A 16,605-nucleotide genomic window follows, 5' to 3' on the forward strand; every position below is an offset into this window, starting at 1 on the left:
TCAGCGGCGGGCGCCGTGCGTCACGCGCGACCGGCCGGGGCGCAGACCGTCGCGTTGCTCAGGCGGCGCAGCGCGGCCTCCGCGAGGAGCGCGACGGAGACGACCGCGAGCAGCGGCTGCAACGGGGCCCAGTAACTGAGCGCGCCGGACGTGCCGATCAGCAGCAGCACCAGCTTGTTGCAGACCGGGCAGCCCACCGCGAAGAACGACAGCACCGCGCCCGCCGCGCCGAAGCGGCTCATCCGCTCAGTGCGGGGCGCCGAGACGTACGTACCGAGGACGAGTCCGGCGAGGACCGAGGTCAGGGCGAGGGCCGGATAGTTCCACCACTGGACGGGGACGGAACGGCTGAACAGCGGGTTGGGCACGACATCCGTGGGGATGCCGACGACGGCGGCGGTGACGAGCGCACCGGCGCCCGCGACCCACCACTGCCGGGCCCGCCACGCGAGCAGCGACCGGCCCGCCCGGCTGACAGAGCGCCGGGAAGAGCGTATGAGGAAGGACTCCGTTCAACTGCGGGAAGAGGGAAGGCAGGACCACACGGGTCGGCCTAGATCCGCAGGACGGAGTGGGTGGCGGGCGGTGGGGGCGGCTCCGGTCCGCAGGCACGGGCGTGGACGGCGTCCGGGGCGAACCGCGGTGTGACGTCGGGCGCCAGGGCGGCGCCGGCCAGGGCGGGCGCGTGCGCCTCGCTCTGGGCGCGGGAGGGGCCGGACTCGGCGACGGCCTTGACCTTGCCGCACGGCGTCATGGACGCGGCCGACGCCTCGGGCTGCGCCGCGGCTCGCTCGCCCGACCGCGCCTCGATCTGCGTGACCGATGCCCGTTCGACGGTCACCGGCTGCTGGTCCATGGCGCGCGAGAACACGCACAGCACCCCGACGAAGGCCACAAGGAGCGCGAGGGTTCCGCGCAGCACGACCGACGTCGCGGCCGAACGCGGTACCCATCGCCTCATGTCGGACACCCTATGCCACACACTTCTGCCTCCCCGTGCGCCAGGTCGCGCACGGGGAGGCAGAGGTATGTGACGCGGTGGCTCAGCCGTGGCGGGCTCAGCCGTGCCGCGGGCCGGGGAAGGCGCTGGGCCGCGAGTCGTCGCGCAGGCCCGTCGTGACCGCCGTCGGCTGGGTGGGCAGCGCGCGGGCGGCGGGCACCAACGGGCCCGCTCCCATCGGCACCGTGGGACGCGGGGCCCCGGCCGGGGACGGCACGGCGGACGTCGGAGACGCCGGGGCCTCCGCCCCGCGCTCGGCCTCGGCCGCCGCCTGGGTGACCGCCCTGCGGGCCCCGTACCGGCGGTGCACCGCCTGCTTGGTGACGCCGAGCGCGGAGCCCACCGCGTCCCACGAGAACCCCAGTGAACGGTCGAAGTCCACGGCTGCGGTGACCAACGTCTCGACGCTGTCGCGCAGTTCCTGGGCGAGACGGACGGTGGGGGCGGGCGCCCTCCCGTAGACGACGAACCCCGCGGAGGGGCCGGAGCGGCGCGGGCGGTAGACGTTGCCCAGCTGTGCGGTGAGGGTGCGCAGTGCGTCCACCTGACGGCGGACCCGCTCGATGTCCCGCACAAGAAGATGCAGGCTGGCCCGTGCCTGGGCGTCGTGGGTTGCGTGGTCGGCCATGAACAAGCCTCTCGAACCGGCGATGAAAAAGGATCGGGCCACGCTCGCGTCAGGCGACACCGACGAAGACGAGTGAGCGATGACGGATGACTGAATGCGGCCCATGACTGGTCAACTCTTTCTTGACCAACGCGCCATCCGGTGTCGGGTCACGCTGTTCGGGCGTATCCGCATATGCGAGGGGCGCACGTCACGGCGTGCGCCCCGTACGCGCCCGCCGGACGGCGCCCATAGACTGGTGCGCTGCCCGTGACCCTGCCCCGAGAGGCTGTACGCCACCGATGAAGCTCGTCTTCGCAGGCACCCCCGAGGTCGCCGTTCCCGCCCTGGACGCCCTGATCGCCTCCGACCGGCACGAGGTCGCCGCGGTCGTCACCCGGCCCGACGCCCCGGCGGGGCGCGGCCGTCGCCTGGTCGCGAGCCCGGTCGCCCAGCGGGCGGAGGAGGCCGGCATCGAGGTGCTCAAGCCGGCCAAGCCGCGCGACGAGGAGTTCCTGGCGCGGCTGCGCGAGATCGCCCCGGACTGCTGCCCGGTCGTCGCGTACGGGGCGCTGCTCCCGAAGGTCGCGCTCGACGTGCCCGCCCACGGCTGGGTCAACCTGCACTTCTCGCTGCTGCCCGCGTGGCGGGGCGCCGCGCCCGTGCAGCACGCGGTGATGGCGGGCGACGAGATCACCGGTGCGTCCACGTTCCTCATCGAGGAGGGGCTCGACTCCGGGCCCGTGTACGGGACGGTGACCGAGGCGGTCCGTGCCACCGACACCAGCGGCGACCTGCTCACCCGCCTCGCGTTCGCGGGCGCCGGGCTGCTCTCCGCGACGATGGACGGGATCGAGGACGGCACGGTGCAGGCCGTGCCGCAGCCCGCCGACGGCGTCACGCTCGCGCCGAAGATCACCGTGGACGACGCCCGGATCGACTGGAACGCCCCCGCCCTCCGGGTCGACCGGGTCGTGCGCGGCTGCACGCCCGCGCCGGGTGCCTGGACCGAGTTCCGCGGCGAGCGGCTCAAGGTGCGCACGGCCGTCCTCGCGCCCGACCGCACGGACCTGGCGCCCGGCGAGATCGGCGCGGGCAAGAAGAACCTCTACGTGGGCACCGGTTCGCACGCCGTCGAGCTGCTCTGGGTGCAGGCGCAGGGCAAGAAGCCGATGGCCGCGGCGGACTGGGCGCGCGGCACCCGGATCGCCGAGGGGGAGACCCTGGGCTGACGGGCCCGCACGCCTTGGACCGACGGGCCCACGAGGACCGCTGTCGGCGCCGGGACGTACCCTGGGAGGGTTCATCCCGGCGTACGACCCGTGCGTAGCGCCCGTACGATCCCAGCAGCGGAGCACCTTTGAGCGACCAGCCCGGCCGGCCCCCTCGTAAGCCCGGCAAGCCCCACCGTCGTCCCAAGAAGGACCCCGTGCGCATCCTCGCCTTCGAGGCGCTGCGCGCGGTGGACGAGCGGGACGCGTACGCGAACCTCGTGCTGCCGCCGCTGCTGCGCAAGGCCCGCGAGAAGGGCGACTTCGACGGCCGGGACGCCGCGCTCGCGACCGAGCTGGTGTACGGGACGCTGCGCAGGCAGGGGACGTACGACGCGATCGTGGCGGCCTGCATCGACCGGCCGCTGCGGGAGGTCGACCCGCCGGTTCTCGACGTGCTGAATCTGGGTGTGCATCAGCTGCTCGGTACGCGCATCCCGACGCACGCCGCCGTGTCCGCGTCGGTCGAGCTGGCGCGTGTGGTGCTCGGCGACGGGCGGGCCAAGTTCGTCAACGCCGTGCTGCGGAAGGTCTCGCAGCATGATCTCGACGCGTGGGTCGAGCGGGTCGCGCCGCCCTACGACGAGGACCCCGACGACCATCTGGCCGTGGTGCATTCGCATCCGCGATGGGTCGTCTCCGCGCTGTGGGACTCGCTGGGCGGCGGCCGGGCCGGGATCGAGGACCTGCTCGAGGCCGACAACGAGCGGCCCGAGGTGACGCTCGTGGCGCGGCCCGGGCGGACCACGGCCGAGGCCGTACTCGCCGAGGTGGGCGAGGAGTCGGGGCTTCCCGGGCGCTGGTCGCCGTACGCCGTGCGACTCGCCGAGGGCGGTGAGCCGGGCTCGTTCGACATCGTGCGGTCCGGCCGTGCCGGAGTGCAGGACGAGGGAAGCCAGCTGGTGGCCATCGCACTCGCGAACGCTCCCATCGAGGGGCGCGACGAGAAGTGGCTCGACGGGTGCGCGGGCCCCGGCGGCAAGGCGGCCATGCTGGCCGGGCTCGCGAGTGAGCGGGGCGCGACGCTGCTCGCCTCCGAGAAGCAGCCGCACCGGGCCGGGCTCGTCGCGAAGGCGCTGGCCGGGAACCCGGGTCCGTACCAGGTGATCGCCGCGGACGGCACGCGGCCGCCGTGGGGGCCCGGGACGTTCGACCGGATCCTGATGGACGTTCCCTGTACGGGACTTGGTGCGCTGCGGCGGCGTCCGGAGGCGCGGTGGCGGCGGCGTCCCGAGGACCTGGACGGGTTCGGTCCGCTGCAGCGGGGGCTGCTGCGCAAGGCACTCGAGTCCGTGCGGGTGGGTGGCGTCGTGGGGTACGCGACGTGCTCGCCGCATCTAGCGGAGACGCGGGCGGTCGTGGACGACGTGCTGAAGCAGGTCGCCGGGGCGGAACTGGTCGACGCGCGGCCGTTGTTCGAGGGGGTGCCGGCGCTGGGGGAGGGGCCGGATGTGCAGTTGTGGCCGCATCTGCATGGGACCGATGCGATGTATCTGGCGTTGATCCGGCGTACGGCCTGAGTCGTGTCGCGGTCGTCCGGGGTTGAGGTCGCGGGGCGCTGCCCCGGGCCCCGCGCCTCAATCGCCGGCGGGGTTTGCAAGGCCTCGATTGCCGGATGGGCTTGAAAGGTCGCGGCTCAGTTTGTCCGGCCACCAGACCTTCGCCCCCACGTCCAGGAACAAGGACGTCACCAGCACCGACCTGACCACGAACGTGTCCAGGAGGACGCCCACCGCCACCGCGAAGCCGATTTCGGCGAAGGCGACCATGGGGAGTGTGCCGAGGGCCGCGAAGGTGCCCGCGAGGACCAGGCCCGCCGACGTGATCACCGCGCCGGTCGCGGCCAGGCCCGTGACGACGCCGGGGCGTGTGCCCTGGCGCGCGGCCTCCTCACGGATGCGGGTCGTGAGGAAGATGTTGTAGTCGATGCCGAGTGCCACCAGGAACACGAAGACGAACAGCGGGAAGTCCGTCGACTCGCCCGCGTAGTCGAAGATGTGGCGGAAGGCCAGCGCGCTGATGCCGAGGGCCGCGGCGAAGGACAGCACGACCGTCCCGATCAGCAGCAGCGGTGCCACCAGGGCCCGCAGCAGCAGGCCCAGGATCAGCAGGACGACCACCAGGACCAGCGGGATCACCAGCTTGTTGTCGTGCGTGGTCGCCCGGTCCATGTCGAGGAGGGCCGCCGTGCCGCCGCCCACCTTCGCCTCCGCGCCGTCCACGTCGTGCACCGCGGCCCGCACCCGGTCCACCGTGTCCTTGGCGGCCTGGCTGTCCGACGGCGCCGTCGTCGTCGCCTCGAAGAGGATCCGGCCGTCCGCCGCCGGCTTCGTGTTCGGCGGTACGCCGATGCTGCCGCGTACGACGCCCTCCGTCGTGGCGACCGCGCGCCGCACCTGTTCGCCCCGCTCCTGGTTGGCGACGATGACGAGCGGGTCGCCGGTGCCCGCGGGGAAGTACTCCGCCGAGACCTCCTGTCCCACGATCGAGTCGGGTTTGTCGGTGAACGAGTCGGCGTTGCTGATGCCCTCCGCCTTCAGCTGGATCAGGCCGAGGGAGAGCAGCGCGAGCGCCGCCGCCGTCGCGATCCAGATCAGGCGCGGGCGGCGCGCGATCTTCCGCCCGGTGCGCGCCCACACGCCCCGCTCGGTGGGTTCCGGCGAGCCGAGGTGCGGGATCACGGGCCAGAACAGCCAGCGGCCGAAGATCACCAGCAGGGCGGGGAACAGCGTCAGCATCGCGAGCAGGGCGACGGCGACGCCGATCGCCGAGACCGGGCCGAGGCCGCGCGTCGAGTTCATTTCGGCCGTCAGCAGCACCAGCATGCTCAGCACGACCGTCGCGCCCGAGGCGAGCACCGCGGGGCCCGCCCGGTGCAGGGCGAGCGCCATCGCCTCGTGCCGGTCCTCGTGCCTGCGCAGTTCCTCGCGGTAGCGGGCGACGAGTAGCAGCGCGTAGTCCGTCCCCGCGCCGAACACGAGGACGGTGAGGATGCCCGCGCTCTGCCCGTTCACCGTCAGCCCGGCGTGCTCGGCCAGCAGATAGATCAGCGCCTGCGCCGTGAACAGGGCCGCCACCACGCTCAGCACCGGCACCAGCAGCAGGGACGGACTGCGGTACGTGAACAGCAGGATCACGATGACGATGCCGAGCGCGGAGAACAGCAGCGTCGAGTCGATGCCCTCGAAGGCCTCGGAGAAGTCCGCGGAGGTGCCGCCGGGCCCGGTGACGTGGACCTGAAGCCCCTCCGCCGACGTGCCGGTCAGTTCCTTGACGGAGTCCACCGCGGGCCCGATCCGCTCCCAGCCCTTGGCGTCCATCGTGATCGGGACGTAGACCTGGGCCGCAGACGGCCGGCGGCGTTCGTCGAGGAGCGGGCCGCGGGTCTCCGTGCCCCGCACCCCGTGCGCGGTCAGCTGCTTGATCTGCGCGACGTCCTTGGCGATCCGGGCCCGGTCCGCGACGGTGAGCCCGCCCTCGCGCGCGTAGATCACCACGGCGGGGATCGTCTCCGGCCTGAAGTCCTTGGAGAGGTCGAGGACTTGGGTGGACTCCGCGGAGCCGGGCAGCCAGGACTGCGCGTCGTTGTCCTGGGCGTCGGTGAGCTTCTGGGCGAGCGGCGCCGTACCGACGATGACCACCAGCCACAGCAGCAGCACCAGCCACTTGCTGCGCCGCCCGCACACCAGCCACGCCACGCCGCGGCGTCCGGGCGTCGTGCTCACCGTGCTCTGCTCGTCCGCCATGGCGTCCCCCGCTGCGTCGTGCGCGGTGCTCCTGGGGGCCGCAGTCCGGCCCCTCCTGCGAGCCGCCAAGAATGGCATGGGCGGGCACGGCTCGGTATCGGTCTCACGTATTGGTCCGGACCGAGGCGGAGCGGGCGCCCGGGGCATGGCACGCTTGGGGCATGGCCGTGCAGATCAACCCCAGCATCCTGTCCGCGGACTTCGCCCGCCTTGCCGACGAGGCAAAGGCCGCCGAAGGCGCCGATTGGCTCCATGTCGACGTCATGGACAACCACTTCGTCCCGAACCTGACCCTGGGGGTTCCGGTCGTAGAGTCGCTGGCGCGCGCGACGGACACCCCGTTGGACTGCCATCTGATGATCGAGGACCCCGATCGCTGGGCCCCTCAGTACGTCGAAGCGGGTGCCGGGTCCGTCACCTTCCACGCGGAGGCGGCAGCCGCCCCCGTCCGCCTCGCGCGCGAGATCCGCGCCAAGGGCGCCCGCGCGTCGATGGCCCTGAAGCCGGCGACGCCGATCGAGCCGTACGAGGATCTGCTCCCCGAGCTCGACATGCTGCTGATCATGACGGTTGAGCCGGGATTCGGCGGGCAGGCGTTCCTGGACATCATGCTGCCCAAGATCCGCCGCACCCGTGAGCTGATCGGAAAGCACGGTCTGGAGCTGTGGCTGCAGGTCGACGGCGGAGTGTCCGCCGCGACGATCGAGCGGTGCGCCGAGGCGGGCGCCGACGTCTTCGTGGCCGGTTCGGCGGTCTACGGGGCGAAGGATCCGGCGGAGGCGGTACGTGCACTGCGCACCCAGGCGGAAGGCGCCACCGCGTCCGCGGCCTGGGCGTGCGACCACTGAGCCACGGGTTCGTGAACGGCGTCCATCGGGGCTGATCAACCGCGTCGGATCTGCAAGGATGAACGGCGTATCCAGGTTGTGCGCAGCAGTCGATCCGAAAGTCGACTCGCGAGTCGATTCGTGAGCAGCAGTCGATTTCATGGCTTAAGAGAAGTTTCGTGACGTAAGAGAAGTGAGGAGAACGCCGTGTCCGCATCATCGGCGGGACGGGCGGCCCTGCGGATGGGACCCGCGGAGCTGGTGCAGGCGGCGGCCATGGCCCGTCGCTTCTACCTCGAGAACAAGTCCAAGATCCAGATCGCCGAGGAGTTCGGCGTGAGCCGCTTCAAGGTGGCGCGGGTTCTCGAGACGGCCCTCGAGCGGGATCTCGTACGCATCGAGATCCGGGTCCCTGCCGAGCTGGACGCCGAGCGTTCCGACGCGCTGCGGGCCCGCTACGGGCTGCGCCACGCGGTCGTGGTCGAGTCGCCCGCCGAGGTCGACGAGTCCCCCGACCCGGAGAACCTGGGCGAGGTCGCGGCCGATCTGCTGGGCGAGCTGGTCACCGAGGGCGATGTGCTCGGCCTCGCGTGGGGCCGCTCCACCATCCACATGGCGGCCGCCCTCGACCGGCTTCCGCCGTGCACCGTGGTGCAGTTGACGGGCGTGTACGACGCGGGGACCGCGGAGCGCGGCTCCGTGGAGGCCGTGCGGCGTGCGGCGCAGGTGTCCGGCGGCGACGCGCACCCCATCTACGCGCCGATGCTGCTGCCGGACGCCGCGACGGCGGCGGCGCTGCGCAACCAGACGGGGATCGCCCGCGCCTTCGAGTACTTCGACAAGGTCACCGTCGCGTGCGTGTCCATCGGCTCTTGGGAGCCGGGCATCTCGACCGTGCACGACATGCTCAGCGACGAGGAGCGTGCGCACTACGCGTCCCTCGGTGTCGCGGCGGAGATGTCGGCGCACCTGTTCGACGCGCAGGGGCGTCGGGTCGGGCGTGACCTCGGGGAGCGGTGCATCACCGTCGAGGCGGACCGGCTTCGGCGGATTCCGGAGGTCGTGGCCATCGCGGGCGGCCAGCGGAAGGCTGCCGCCATTGACGCGGTACTGCGGTCGGGCCTCGTGACCAGCCTGGTCACGGATACGGCCGCGGCGGACTTCTTGCTGGCGGCCGGGTCGGCGCCGAAGCCGGCGCTGCAGCGGGCGGATCCGGACGGGGTGTGAGGCCGGAGGCGGGGTTGACGTCTCGGGGCTCTGCCCCGGACCCCGCGCCTCAATCGCCGGCGGGGCTTGATTTGGAGGATCGGTGGGCGTGCGGCGGGTTGATCTTCAGGGCGTGGTCGACAAGGACGGGTTCATGGAGCGGTGTGCCGCCGCGCTCGAACTGCCGTCGTGGTTCGGGCGGAACTGGGACGCCCTCGCCGACGCCCTCGGCGACCCCGGGCAACTGCCCGAGGCCCCCGAGGGCGAGGCGCTCGCCGTTGTCGTGACCGGGTGGGCCGCCTTCGAGGCTGCCCACCCGGAGCAGTGGGCGATCGCCCGTGAGGTGTTCGCACAGGCGTCGGCCGCGCGGATCCGCCTCGAACTTGGATGATCATCCAGGCCGGCCCCCTGACCTTGGGACGTTCGGCCCGAAGACGCGCCTGCGAGCGGCATGGGAAAATGAAGTACGTGCTTTGTGCCCCGGGAGCAGACTTCCGGGGACCCCCTTCTACCGACTGGGATGTCCGCACGTGCGTTTCCTCAATGACATCAAGCCCGCGTACGACCTGACGTACGACGACGTCTTCATGGTGCCGAGCCGGAGCGCCGTCGGCTCCCGGCAGGCCGTGGACCTTTCGTCGCCGGACGGTACGGGCACCACGATTCCGCTGGTCGTCGCCAACATGACCGCGATCGCCGGGCGCCGCATGGCCGAGACCGTCGCCCGTCGTGGCGGGCTCGTCGTCATTCCGCAGGACATTCCGATCGACGTCGTCACCGAGGTCATCGGCTGGGTCAAGACGCGCCACCTGGTGCTCGACACCCCGATCGTCCTCGCGCCGACGCAGACCGTCGCGGACGCCCTCGCGCTGCTCAACAAGCGCGCGCACAACGCCGGTGTCGTCGTCGACGGCGAGCAGCGGCCCGTCGGCGTCGTCACCGACCAGGACCTGACCGGCGTCGACCGCTTCACGCAGCTGTCCGAGGTCATGTCCAAGGACCTGCTGCTGCTCGACGCGGACATCGACCCGCGCGACGCCTTCAACAAGCTCGACGGCGCCAACCGCCGCTACGCCCCGGCCGTGGACAAGGACGGCAGGCTGGCGGGCATCCTGACGCGTACGGGCGCGCTCCGTGCCACCCTCTACACCCCGGCCACCGACGCCAACGGCAAGCTGCGCATCGCCGCCGCCGTCGGCATCAACGGCGACGTCGCGGGCAAGGCCAAGCAGCTGCTCGACGCCGGTGCCGACACGCTCGTCATCGACACGGCCCACGGCCACCAGGAGTCGATGATCGAGGCGATCAAGAAGGTCCGCGCGCTCGACCCGCAGGTGCCGATCGTCGCGGGCAACATCGTGGCCGCCGAGGGCGTCAAGGACCTCATCGAGGCCGGCGCCGACATCATCAAGGTCGGTGTCGGACCCGGCGCCATGTGCACCACGCGCATGATGACCGGCGTCGGCCGTCCGCAGTTCTCCGCCGTCCTGGAGTGCGCCGCCGAGGCCAAGAAGTACGGCAAGCACGTGTGGGCCGACGGTGGCGTCCGGCACCCGCGCGACGTCGCCATGGCGCTCGCCGCCGGCGCGTCGAACGTGATGATCGGTTCCTGGTTCGCGGGCACCTACGAGTCCCCGGGCGACCTCCAGCACGACGCCAAGGGCCGCGCCTACAAGGAGTCCTTCGGCATGGCCTCCGCGCGCGCCGTGAAGAACCGGACGAGCGACGAGTCCTCCTACGACCGCGCCCGCAAGGCGCTCTTCGAGGAGGGCATCTCCACCTCGCGGATGTTCCTCGACCCGGAGCGTCCGGGCGTCGAGGACCTGATCGACTCGGTCATCGCGGGCGTCCGCTCCTCGTGCACGTACGCCGGTGCCAACTCGCTCGCCGAGTTCGAGCAGCGCGCCACCATCGGCATCCAGTCCGCCGCCGGTTACGCCGAGGGCAAGCCGCTGCACGCCAGCTGGAGCTGACCCCACCCAGACCCCGGCGCGACCCCGTCGCGAACCCCGCGTCCCTCTCCGGAGGGGCGCGGGGTTTTGTCGTATTCGGCCAATCCGCGCGCAATGGACGAAAGGTCGCGCGCAACGATCGTTCGATCCTCGGAACGTAGCGCAACGATCATGCGCGACTGCGCAAGGTTGCTGCATTACACCTGAGAACAGAACTCCTCTAGAGTCATCCGCTGTACGTTGCGTGGCGGGGGTTCGGCCTGCTCGGCGGGACCCGTTTTCCGGGTGTGCTCCGCCGCGTCCCCCTCGCTGCGGTCAACCCCACCCGGCAGCGATCAAGGAGCCAGTCCGTGCTCGATCACGGCGCACCACCGCGCACCCCGCAAGCCCCCACGCCCGTGGGGTTCGGCGCCCGCCTCATGCGGCGCAAGCCGGTGGACCTGCTGGTCGCGGAGGGCGGCCAGGGAGAAGGCGGATCGCTGCGGCGCTCCCTCGGGCTCTGGCAGCTCACCATGATCAGCATCGGTGCCACGCTCGGCACCGGCATCTTCGTGGTGCTCGGCGAGGCCGTTCCGAAGGCCGGTCCCGCCGTCACGCTGTCCTTCGTGATCGCCGGCCTCACGGCGCTCTTCTCGGCGCTCTCGTACGCCGAGCTGGCCGGCACGATCCCGGTCGCCGGATCCTCCTACTCGTATGCGTACGCAACGATGGGCGAACTTCTCGCCTGGGTCTGCGGCTGGTGCCTGGTCCTGGAGTACGGCGTCTCGGTCGCCGCGGTCGCCGTCGGCTGGGGCGAGTACCTCAACGAGCTGCTCGACGGGACGATAGGCGTCACCATCCCGGCCGCGCTGTCCGCGCCGCCCGGTGACGGCGGAATCTTCAACCTGCCCGCGCTCATCGTGGTGCTGCTCGCCATGGTGTTCCTGCTGGGCGGCGCCAAGGAGTCCGCGCGCGCCAACACCATCATGGTCGCCGTGAAGATCGCGGCCCTGATCCTCTTCTGCGCCATCGGCTTCATGGGCTTCAAGTCCGGCAACTACGAGGACTTCATGCCGCTCGGCATGGCGGGCGTCAGCGCCGCCGGTGCCACGCTCTTCTTCTCGTACATCGGCTTCGACGCCGCCTCCACCGCCGGCGAGGAGGCGAAGAACCCGCAGCGCGACCTGCCCCGCGCCATCATGCTGTCGCTGATCATCGTCACCGCGCTGTACGTCCTCGTGGCCGCCGTCGCCGTCGGCGCCCGTCGCTGGACGGACTTCACGGACTCCGAGGCGACGCTCGCCGCGATCATGAAGGACGTCACAGGGCAGCCGTTCTGGGGCACGGTGCTCGCCGCCGGTGCCGTCATCGCCATCGCGTCCGTCGTGCTCACCGTGCTATACGGCCAGACCCGTGTGCTCTTCGCGATGTCCCGCGACGGCCTCGTGCCCAAGAGCTTCGCCAAGGTGCACCCGAAGACCGGGGCGCCGCGCGCCAACACGATCATCGTCTCCCTGTTCTGCGGCATCCTCGCGGCCGCCGTCCCGCTCGGCCAGCTCGCCGACGCCACCAGCATCGGCACGCTCTTCGCGTTCGCCCTGGTCAACATCGCCGTGATCATCCTGCGCCGGACCCGCCCCGACATGAAGCGCACCTTCCGCGTGCCGCTCTCGCCGGTCCTGCCGATCGCGGGCTTCGCGTTCTGCGTGTGGATGATGGGCAGCCTGTCCGCTATCACCTGGATCGTCTTCGGTGTCTGGATGGCCGTCGGTCTCGTGTTCTACTTCAGTTACGGGATGCGCCGCTCCCGCCTGGCCGCCTCTGACACAGGCCTCGTAGACGCAGAAAAGTGAACCTCCTGCCTTGCTGAACGATCTCGACGAACGCATCGTGCACGCCCTCGCCGAGGACGCCCGCCGCTCCTACGCGGACATCGGCCAGCTGGTCGGCCTGTCCGCGCCCGCCGTGAAACGCCGCGTGGACCGGCTGCGGGCCACCGGCGCGATCACCGGGTTCACGGTGCGCGTCGACCCGGCCGCGCTCGGCTGGGAGACCGAGGGGTTCATCGAGATGTACTGCCGCTCCAACACCTCGCCGGAGGCGATCCGGCGGGGCCTGGAGCGTTATCCAGAGGTCGTGTCCGCGTCCACCGTCACCGGGGACGCGGACGCGCTCGTCCAGATCTTCGCCTCCGACATGCGGCACTTCGAGCGGGTCCTGGAGCGGATCGCGGGGGAGCCCTTCGTCGAGCGGACGAAATCCGTGCTGGTCCTGTCGCCGCTGATGCGGCGCTTCACCTCGGGTTCGCCCGCCTAGCGGGAATCCCACGCCTGCGCACGGCCTCGCGCAACGAATCGCCGTTCCGCGCGAAAATCACGCAACGAACAGCTCGGCAGCGTGCAACAGGTGCTTCTTGTCCGCGGTGGCGGGTCCCCGTAGCTTTTTGGTGACCCCGAACCCCGCCCCGTACCGGTTGAGGACACCCATGCGCACCGCCCTGCTCCAGAGCTCAGGACACCCCGGCTCCACCACCGCGAACCTCAAGGTTCTCGACGCGGCCGCGGGCCGGGCCGCCGCGGCGGGCGCCGGCATCCTCGTGACCTCGGAGATGTTCCTGACCGGGTACGCGATCGGCGACGACGTGGCCCGGCTCGCCGAGTCCGCCGACGGGGACTCCGCCGACGCCGTCGCGGAGATCGCCCACCGGCACGGCCTCGCCGTCGCCTACGGCTACCCCGAGCGGGACGGCGAGACGGTCTACAACGCCGTACAGCTGATCTCCGCCGAAGGCGCCCGCCTCACGAACTACCGCAAGACGCACCTCTTCGGCTGCTTCGAGCGCGAGCAGTTCACGCCCGGCGAGCAGCCCGTCGTGCAGGCCGAGGTGAACGGTCTGCGGGTCGGCCTGATGATCTGCTACGACGTCGAGTTCCCGGAGAACGTACGGGCCCACGCCCTCGCCGGCACCGACCTGCTGCTCGTGCCGACGGCGCAGATGCACCCCTTCCAGTTCGTCGCCGAATCGGTCGTGCCGGTGCGCGCCTTCGAGAACCAGCTGTACGTCGCGTACGTCAACCGGGTCGGCCCCGAGGGCGAGTTCGAGTTCGTCGGGCTCTCCACGCTCGCGGGGCCCGACGGGGTGGCTCGCGCCCGCGCGGGCCGCGGCGAGGAGCTGGTGTTCGCCGACGCCGACCCCGACTTCCTCGCCGCCTCCCGCGCGGCCAACCCGTATCTGAGCGACCGCCGCCCGTCCCTGTACGGCCCGCTCACCTCCTGAGGCCCCGCCCCCCCCGGCCCTGCCTCAACTCCCGCTTCCTGCCCAGCACTTCAGTACCCCGCAAGGAGTCCGCACCCCATGACGTCCACGGTGCCCACCGCCGCCCAGCACACCGAGGGCCAGCCGCCCATCACGATGTTCGGGCCGGACTTCCCGTACGCGTACGACGACTTCCTCGCCCACCCGGCGGGCCTCGGCCAGATACCCGCGACCGAGCACGGCACGGAGGTCGCGGTCATCGGCGGCGGTCTGTCCGGCATCGTCGCCGCGTACGAGCTGATGAAGATGGGCCTCACGCCCGTCGTGTACGAGGCCGACCAGATCGGCGGCCGGCTGCGCACGGTCGGCTTCGAGGGCACCCCGCCGCAGGCCTCCGGTCTGACCGCCGAGATGGGCGCGATGCGCTTCCCGCCGTCGTCCACGGCGCTGCAGCACTACATCGACATGGTCGGCCTCAAGACCAGGGCGTTCCCCAACCCGCTGTCCGAGGCCACGCCCTCGACCGTCGTCGACCTCAAGGGCGAGTCCCACTACGCCGAGACGATCGCCGACCTGCCGCAGGTCTACCGCGACGTCGCCGAGGCCTGGAACAAGTGCCTCGACGAGGGCGCCGACTTCTCCGACATGAACCAGGCGATGCGCGAGCGCGACGTGCCGCGCATCCGCGAGATCTGGGGCAAGCTCGTCGAGAAGCTCGACAACCAGACCTTCTACGGCTTCCTCTGCGAGTCCGAGGCGTTCAAGTCCTTCCGGCACCGCGAGATCTTCGGCCAGGTCGGCTTCGGCACCGGCGGCTGGGACACCGACTTCCCGAACTCCATCCTGGAGATCCTGCGCGTCGTCTACACCGAGGCCGACGACCACCACCGCGGCATCGAGGGCGGCTCGCAGCAGCTGCCGCTGCGCCTGTGGGAGCGCGAGCCGCAGAAGATCGTGCACTGGGCGCCCGGCACCTCGCTGTCCAGCCTGCACGCGGACGGCAAGCCGCGCCCGGCCGTCACCCGGCTGTCCCGCACCGCCGGGAACCACATCACCGTCACGGACGCCGACGGCGACATCCGCACGTACAAGGCCGCCATCTTCACGGCCCAGTCGTGGATGCTGCTGTCCAAGGTCGACTGCGACGACTCGCTCTTCCCGATCGACCACTGGACGGCGATCGAGCGCACGCACTACATGGAGTCCAGCAAGCTGTTCGTGCCGGTGGACCGGCCGTTCTGGCTCGACAAGGACGAGGACACCGGCCGTGACGTCATGTCGATGACGCTCACGGACCGGATGACGCGCGGCACGTACCTGCTGGACGACGGTCCGGACAAGCCCGCCACGATCTGCCTCTCCTACACCTGGTGCGACGACAGCCTGAAGTGGCTGCCGCTGTCGGCCAACGAGCGCCTCGAAGTGATGCTGAAGTCGCTCGGCGAGATCTATCCCAAGGTCGACATCCGCAAGCACATCATCGGCAACCCGGTGACCGTGTCCTGGGAGAACGAGCCGTACTTCATGGGCGCGTTCAAGGCGAACCTGCCGGGCCACTACCGCTACCAGCGCCGCCTGTTCACGCACTTCATGCAGGAGACGCTGCCCGAGGACCGGCGCGGCATCTTCCTCGCCGGCGACGACATCTCGTGGACGGCCGGCTGGGCCGAGGGTGCCGTGCAGACCGCGCTGAACGCCGTGTGGGGCGTCATGCACCACCTGGGCGGCAGCACGGACGCGTCGAACCCCGGCCCGGGCGACGTGTTCGAGGAGATCGCGCCGGTGGAGCTCCCGGAGGACTAGACGCTCAGAGGGGTCAGACGCCCGCCGCGCGCGCCTTCTCGTACACCTCCGCCGCGACGTCCTTGAGCTCCTGGGCGTCGCGGGCCTGGCCCTGGAGTTCGAGCAGGATCTCCTCCAGGCCCACCTCGTCGTGCGCGACCAGGTCCTCGACGATCTGGTCGACGCTGCCGTGGAACGGCCTGCGGTCCTCGCCGGTGTACGGATCGCGCGTGTGGTTCGCGTTGGCGCGCAGCACCGTCCGGAGGGGAGCGGTGCGGCCGCGCTCCTCGGCGAGGGCCTGGAGGTCGGCCCACTGCTGCTTCAGTTTCTCCGCGCCCATCGCCGCGGGCATCCAGCCGTCCGCCTTGTCGACCAGGCGGCGGGCCGACCGCGGGCTGTTCGCCGGGAGCAGGATCGGCAGCGGTCCCGCGGGCTTCGGGCCGACCACCGACGGCGCGATCGTCGTCAGCTCGCCCTCGTACGCCACCGGGTCCGGGCCCCACACCGCGCGGCACACGTCGAGCAGCTCGTCGAGCACCTTGCCGCGCCGCTCGAAGGGGGCCACGCCCGCCGCCGCGTACTCGTCGTGCGACCAGCCCGTGCCGAACCCCGCGACGACGCGGCCCCCGCTCGCCGCGTCCAACGAGGCCAGCGAGCGTGCCAGTTGGAACGGGATGTGCAGCGGCGCCACCAGGACGCTGGTGCCGAGCCGGGCGCGGGACGTCGCGGCCGCCGCCAGGGTGAGCGCGACGAACGGGTCGGCGACCGAGCGGTACTGGTCGGGCCACGGCAGGCCCGGGATCCCGTACAGGCCCTGGCGGGCGGGCTCGGGGTACAGGACCCGCTCGAACACCCACAGGCTGTCGTAGCCCACGGCCTCCGCCGCGCGCGCCACGTCCGGGACGTCCCTGCCGATGTCGTACTGCTTCATCTGGGGCAGGCCGAGGCCGAGTCGGGTGGTCGTCGCCATGCTCGTGCT

At 71.5% G+C, this 16,605-nt stretch carries 15 protein-coding genes; 10 read left to right on the top strand and 5 right to left on the bottom strand.

The features are described from left to right. Positions 1–20 precede the first annotated feature (20 nt). The 3 genes from ACFV9W_RS21265 to ACFV9W_RS21275 form a co-directional block, all read right to left on the bottom strand. Entirely contained in the window at positions 21–497 is a 477-nt protein-coding gene (locus tag ACFV9W_RS21265; RefSeq protein ID WP_385763192.1) for a hypothetical protein, read from the bottom strand. A 56-nt stretch (positions 498–553) separates the two neighbouring features. Beyond that, a complete protein-coding gene (locus tag ACFV9W_RS21270) occupies positions 554–961 on the bottom strand; it encodes a hypothetical protein (RefSeq protein ID WP_385763094.1) in 408 nt (135 codons plus the stop codon). A 97-nt stretch (positions 962–1,058) separates the two neighbouring features. After that, on the bottom strand, positions 1,059–1,628 hold the full coding sequence (locus ACFV9W_RS21275) for a hypothetical protein (RefSeq protein ID WP_385763096.1): 570 nt from the start codon (positions 1,626–1,628) through the stop codon (positions 1,059–1,061). Positions 1,629–1,909: 281 nt separating this feature from the next. Between ACFV9W_RS21275 and fmt the strand changes: the two genes are divergently transcribed. Both fmt and ACFV9W_RS21285 read left to right on the top strand, forming a co-directional pair. Continuing rightward, on the top strand, positions 1,910–2,839 hold the full coding sequence (fmt, locus tag ACFV9W_RS21280; RefSeq protein WP_385763098.1) for a methionyl-tRNA formyltransferase: 930 nt from the start codon (positions 1,910–1,912) through the stop codon (positions 2,837–2,839). A 128-nt stretch (positions 2,840–2,967) separates the two neighbouring features. Then, positions 2,968–4,398 carry an RsmB/NOP family class I SAM-dependent RNA methyltransferase gene (locus tag ACFV9W_RS21285; RefSeq protein ID WP_385763099.1) on the top strand — a complete coding sequence of 477 codons (1,431 nt, stop codon included), beginning with the start codon at positions 2,968–2,970 and terminating at the stop codon, positions 4,396–4,398. Between the two features lie 57 nt (positions 4,399–4,455). Here ACFV9W_RS21285 and ACFV9W_RS21290 read toward each other — a convergent pair whose 3' ends face one another. Then, positions 4,456–6,624 (bottom strand): MMPL family transporter, encoded by a 2,169-nt coding sequence (locus ACFV9W_RS21290; RefSeq protein WP_385763101.1) that lies wholly within the window; start codon positions 6,622–6,624, stop codon positions 4,456–4,458. A 161-nt stretch (positions 6,625–6,785) separates the two neighbouring features. Between ACFV9W_RS21290 and rpe the strand changes: the two genes are divergently transcribed. From rpe to ACFV9W_RS21330, 8 genes are all read left to right on the top strand, one after another. Then, positions 6,786–7,472 (top strand): ribulose-phosphate 3-epimerase, encoded by a 687-nt coding sequence (gene rpe / locus ACFV9W_RS21295; protein ID WP_385763103.1) that lies wholly within the window; start codon positions 6,786–6,788, stop codon positions 7,470–7,472. A gap of 222 nt (positions 7,473–7,694) precedes the next feature. After that, positions 7,695–8,678, top strand: a complete 984-nt coding sequence (locus ACFV9W_RS21300) for a sugar-binding transcriptional regulator (RefSeq protein WP_385763194.1) — start codon at positions 7,695–7,697, stop codon at positions 8,676–8,678. Positions 8,679–8,766: 88 nt separating this feature from the next. Continuing rightward, the gene (locus tag ACFV9W_RS21305; protein WP_385763105.1) at positions 8,767–9,048 is read left to right on the top strand and encodes a barstar family protein; all 282 of its coding nucleotides are present in this window, start codon (positions 8,767–8,769) and stop codon (positions 9,046–9,048) included. 139 nt (positions 9,049–9,187) lie between these two features. Beyond that, complete coding sequence (locus ACFV9W_RS21310) at positions 9,188–10,630, top strand: GuaB1 family IMP dehydrogenase-related protein (protein ID WP_385763107.1); 1,443 nt, start codon at positions 9,188–9,190, stop codon at positions 10,628–10,630. 329 nt (positions 10,631–10,959) lie between these two features. Next, a complete protein-coding gene (locus tag ACFV9W_RS21315; RefSeq protein ID WP_385763109.1) occupies positions 10,960–12,441 on the top strand; it encodes an amino acid permease in 1,482 nt (493 codons plus the stop codon). A gap of 10 nt (positions 12,442–12,451) precedes the next feature. After that, positions 12,452–12,904, top strand: a complete 453-nt coding sequence (locus ACFV9W_RS21320; RefSeq protein ID WP_385763110.1) for an Lrp/AsnC family transcriptional regulator — start codon at positions 12,452–12,454, stop codon at positions 12,902–12,904. 169 nt (positions 12,905–13,073) lie between these two features. Next, a complete protein-coding gene (locus ACFV9W_RS21325; RefSeq protein ID WP_385763112.1) occupies positions 13,074–13,865 on the top strand; it encodes a carbon-nitrogen hydrolase family protein in 792 nt (263 codons plus the stop codon). A 78-nt stretch (positions 13,866–13,943) separates the two neighbouring features. Then, positions 13,944–15,647, top strand: coding sequence for a flavin monoamine oxidase family protein (locus ACFV9W_RS21330; protein ID WP_385763114.1), 1,704 nt, complete (start codon positions 13,944–13,946; stop codon positions 15,645–15,647). A 13-nt stretch (positions 15,648–15,660) separates the two neighbouring features. On the opposite strand, the gene ACFV9W_RS21335 is transcribed toward ACFV9W_RS21330, so the two are convergent. Beyond that, positions 15,661–16,596, bottom strand: a complete 936-nt coding sequence (locus tag ACFV9W_RS21335) for an LLM class F420-dependent oxidoreductase (RefSeq protein WP_385763116.1) — start codon at positions 16,594–16,596, stop codon at positions 15,661–15,663. Positions 16,597–16,605: the final 9 nt, after the last annotated feature.

It is taken from the genome of Streptomyces sp. NPDC059897, assembly GCF_042730865.1.
In the GTDB taxonomy this organism is placed as follows: Bacteria; Actinomycetota; Actinomycetes; order Streptomycetales; family Streptomycetaceae; genus Streptomyces.

What these genes read in the sequence shown, in the direction of transcription:
- rpe (WP_385763103.1), top strand. Translation starts at nt 6,786, where the DNA reads ATGGCCGTGCAGATCAACCCCAGCATCCTGTCCGCGGACTTCGCCCGC.
- ACFV9W_RS21270 (WP_385763094.1), bottom strand. Translation starts at nt 961, where the DNA reads ATGAGGCGATGGGTACCGCGTTCGGCCGCGACGTCGGTCGTGCTGCGC.
- ACFV9W_RS21335 (WP_385763116.1), bottom strand. Translation starts at nt 16,596, where the DNA reads ATGGCGACGACCACCCGACTCGGCCTCGGCCTGCCCCAGATGAAGCAG.
- ACFV9W_RS21275 (WP_385763096.1), bottom strand. Translation starts at nt 1,628, where the DNA reads ATGGCCGACCACGCAACCCACGACGCCCAGGCACGGGCCAGCCTGCAT.
- fmt (WP_385763098.1), top strand. Translation starts at nt 1,910, where the DNA reads ATGAAGCTCGTCTTCGCAGGCACCCCCGAGGTCGCCGTTCCCGCCCTG.
- ACFV9W_RS21300 (WP_385763194.1), top strand. Translation starts at nt 7,695, where the DNA reads ATGGGACCCGCGGAGCTGGTGCAGGCGGCGGCCATGGCCCGTCGCTTC.
- ACFV9W_RS21330 (WP_385763114.1), top strand. Translation starts at nt 13,944, where the DNA reads ATGACGTCCACGGTGCCCACCGCCGCCCAGCACACCGAGGGCCAGCCG.
- ACFV9W_RS21325 (WP_385763112.1), top strand. Translation starts at nt 13,074, where the DNA reads ATGCGCACCGCCCTGCTCCAGAGCTCAGGACACCCCGGCTCCACCACC.
- ACFV9W_RS21290 (WP_385763101.1), bottom strand. Translation starts at nt 6,624, where the DNA reads ATGGCGGACGAGCAGAGCACGGTGAGCACGACGCCCGGACGCCGCGGC.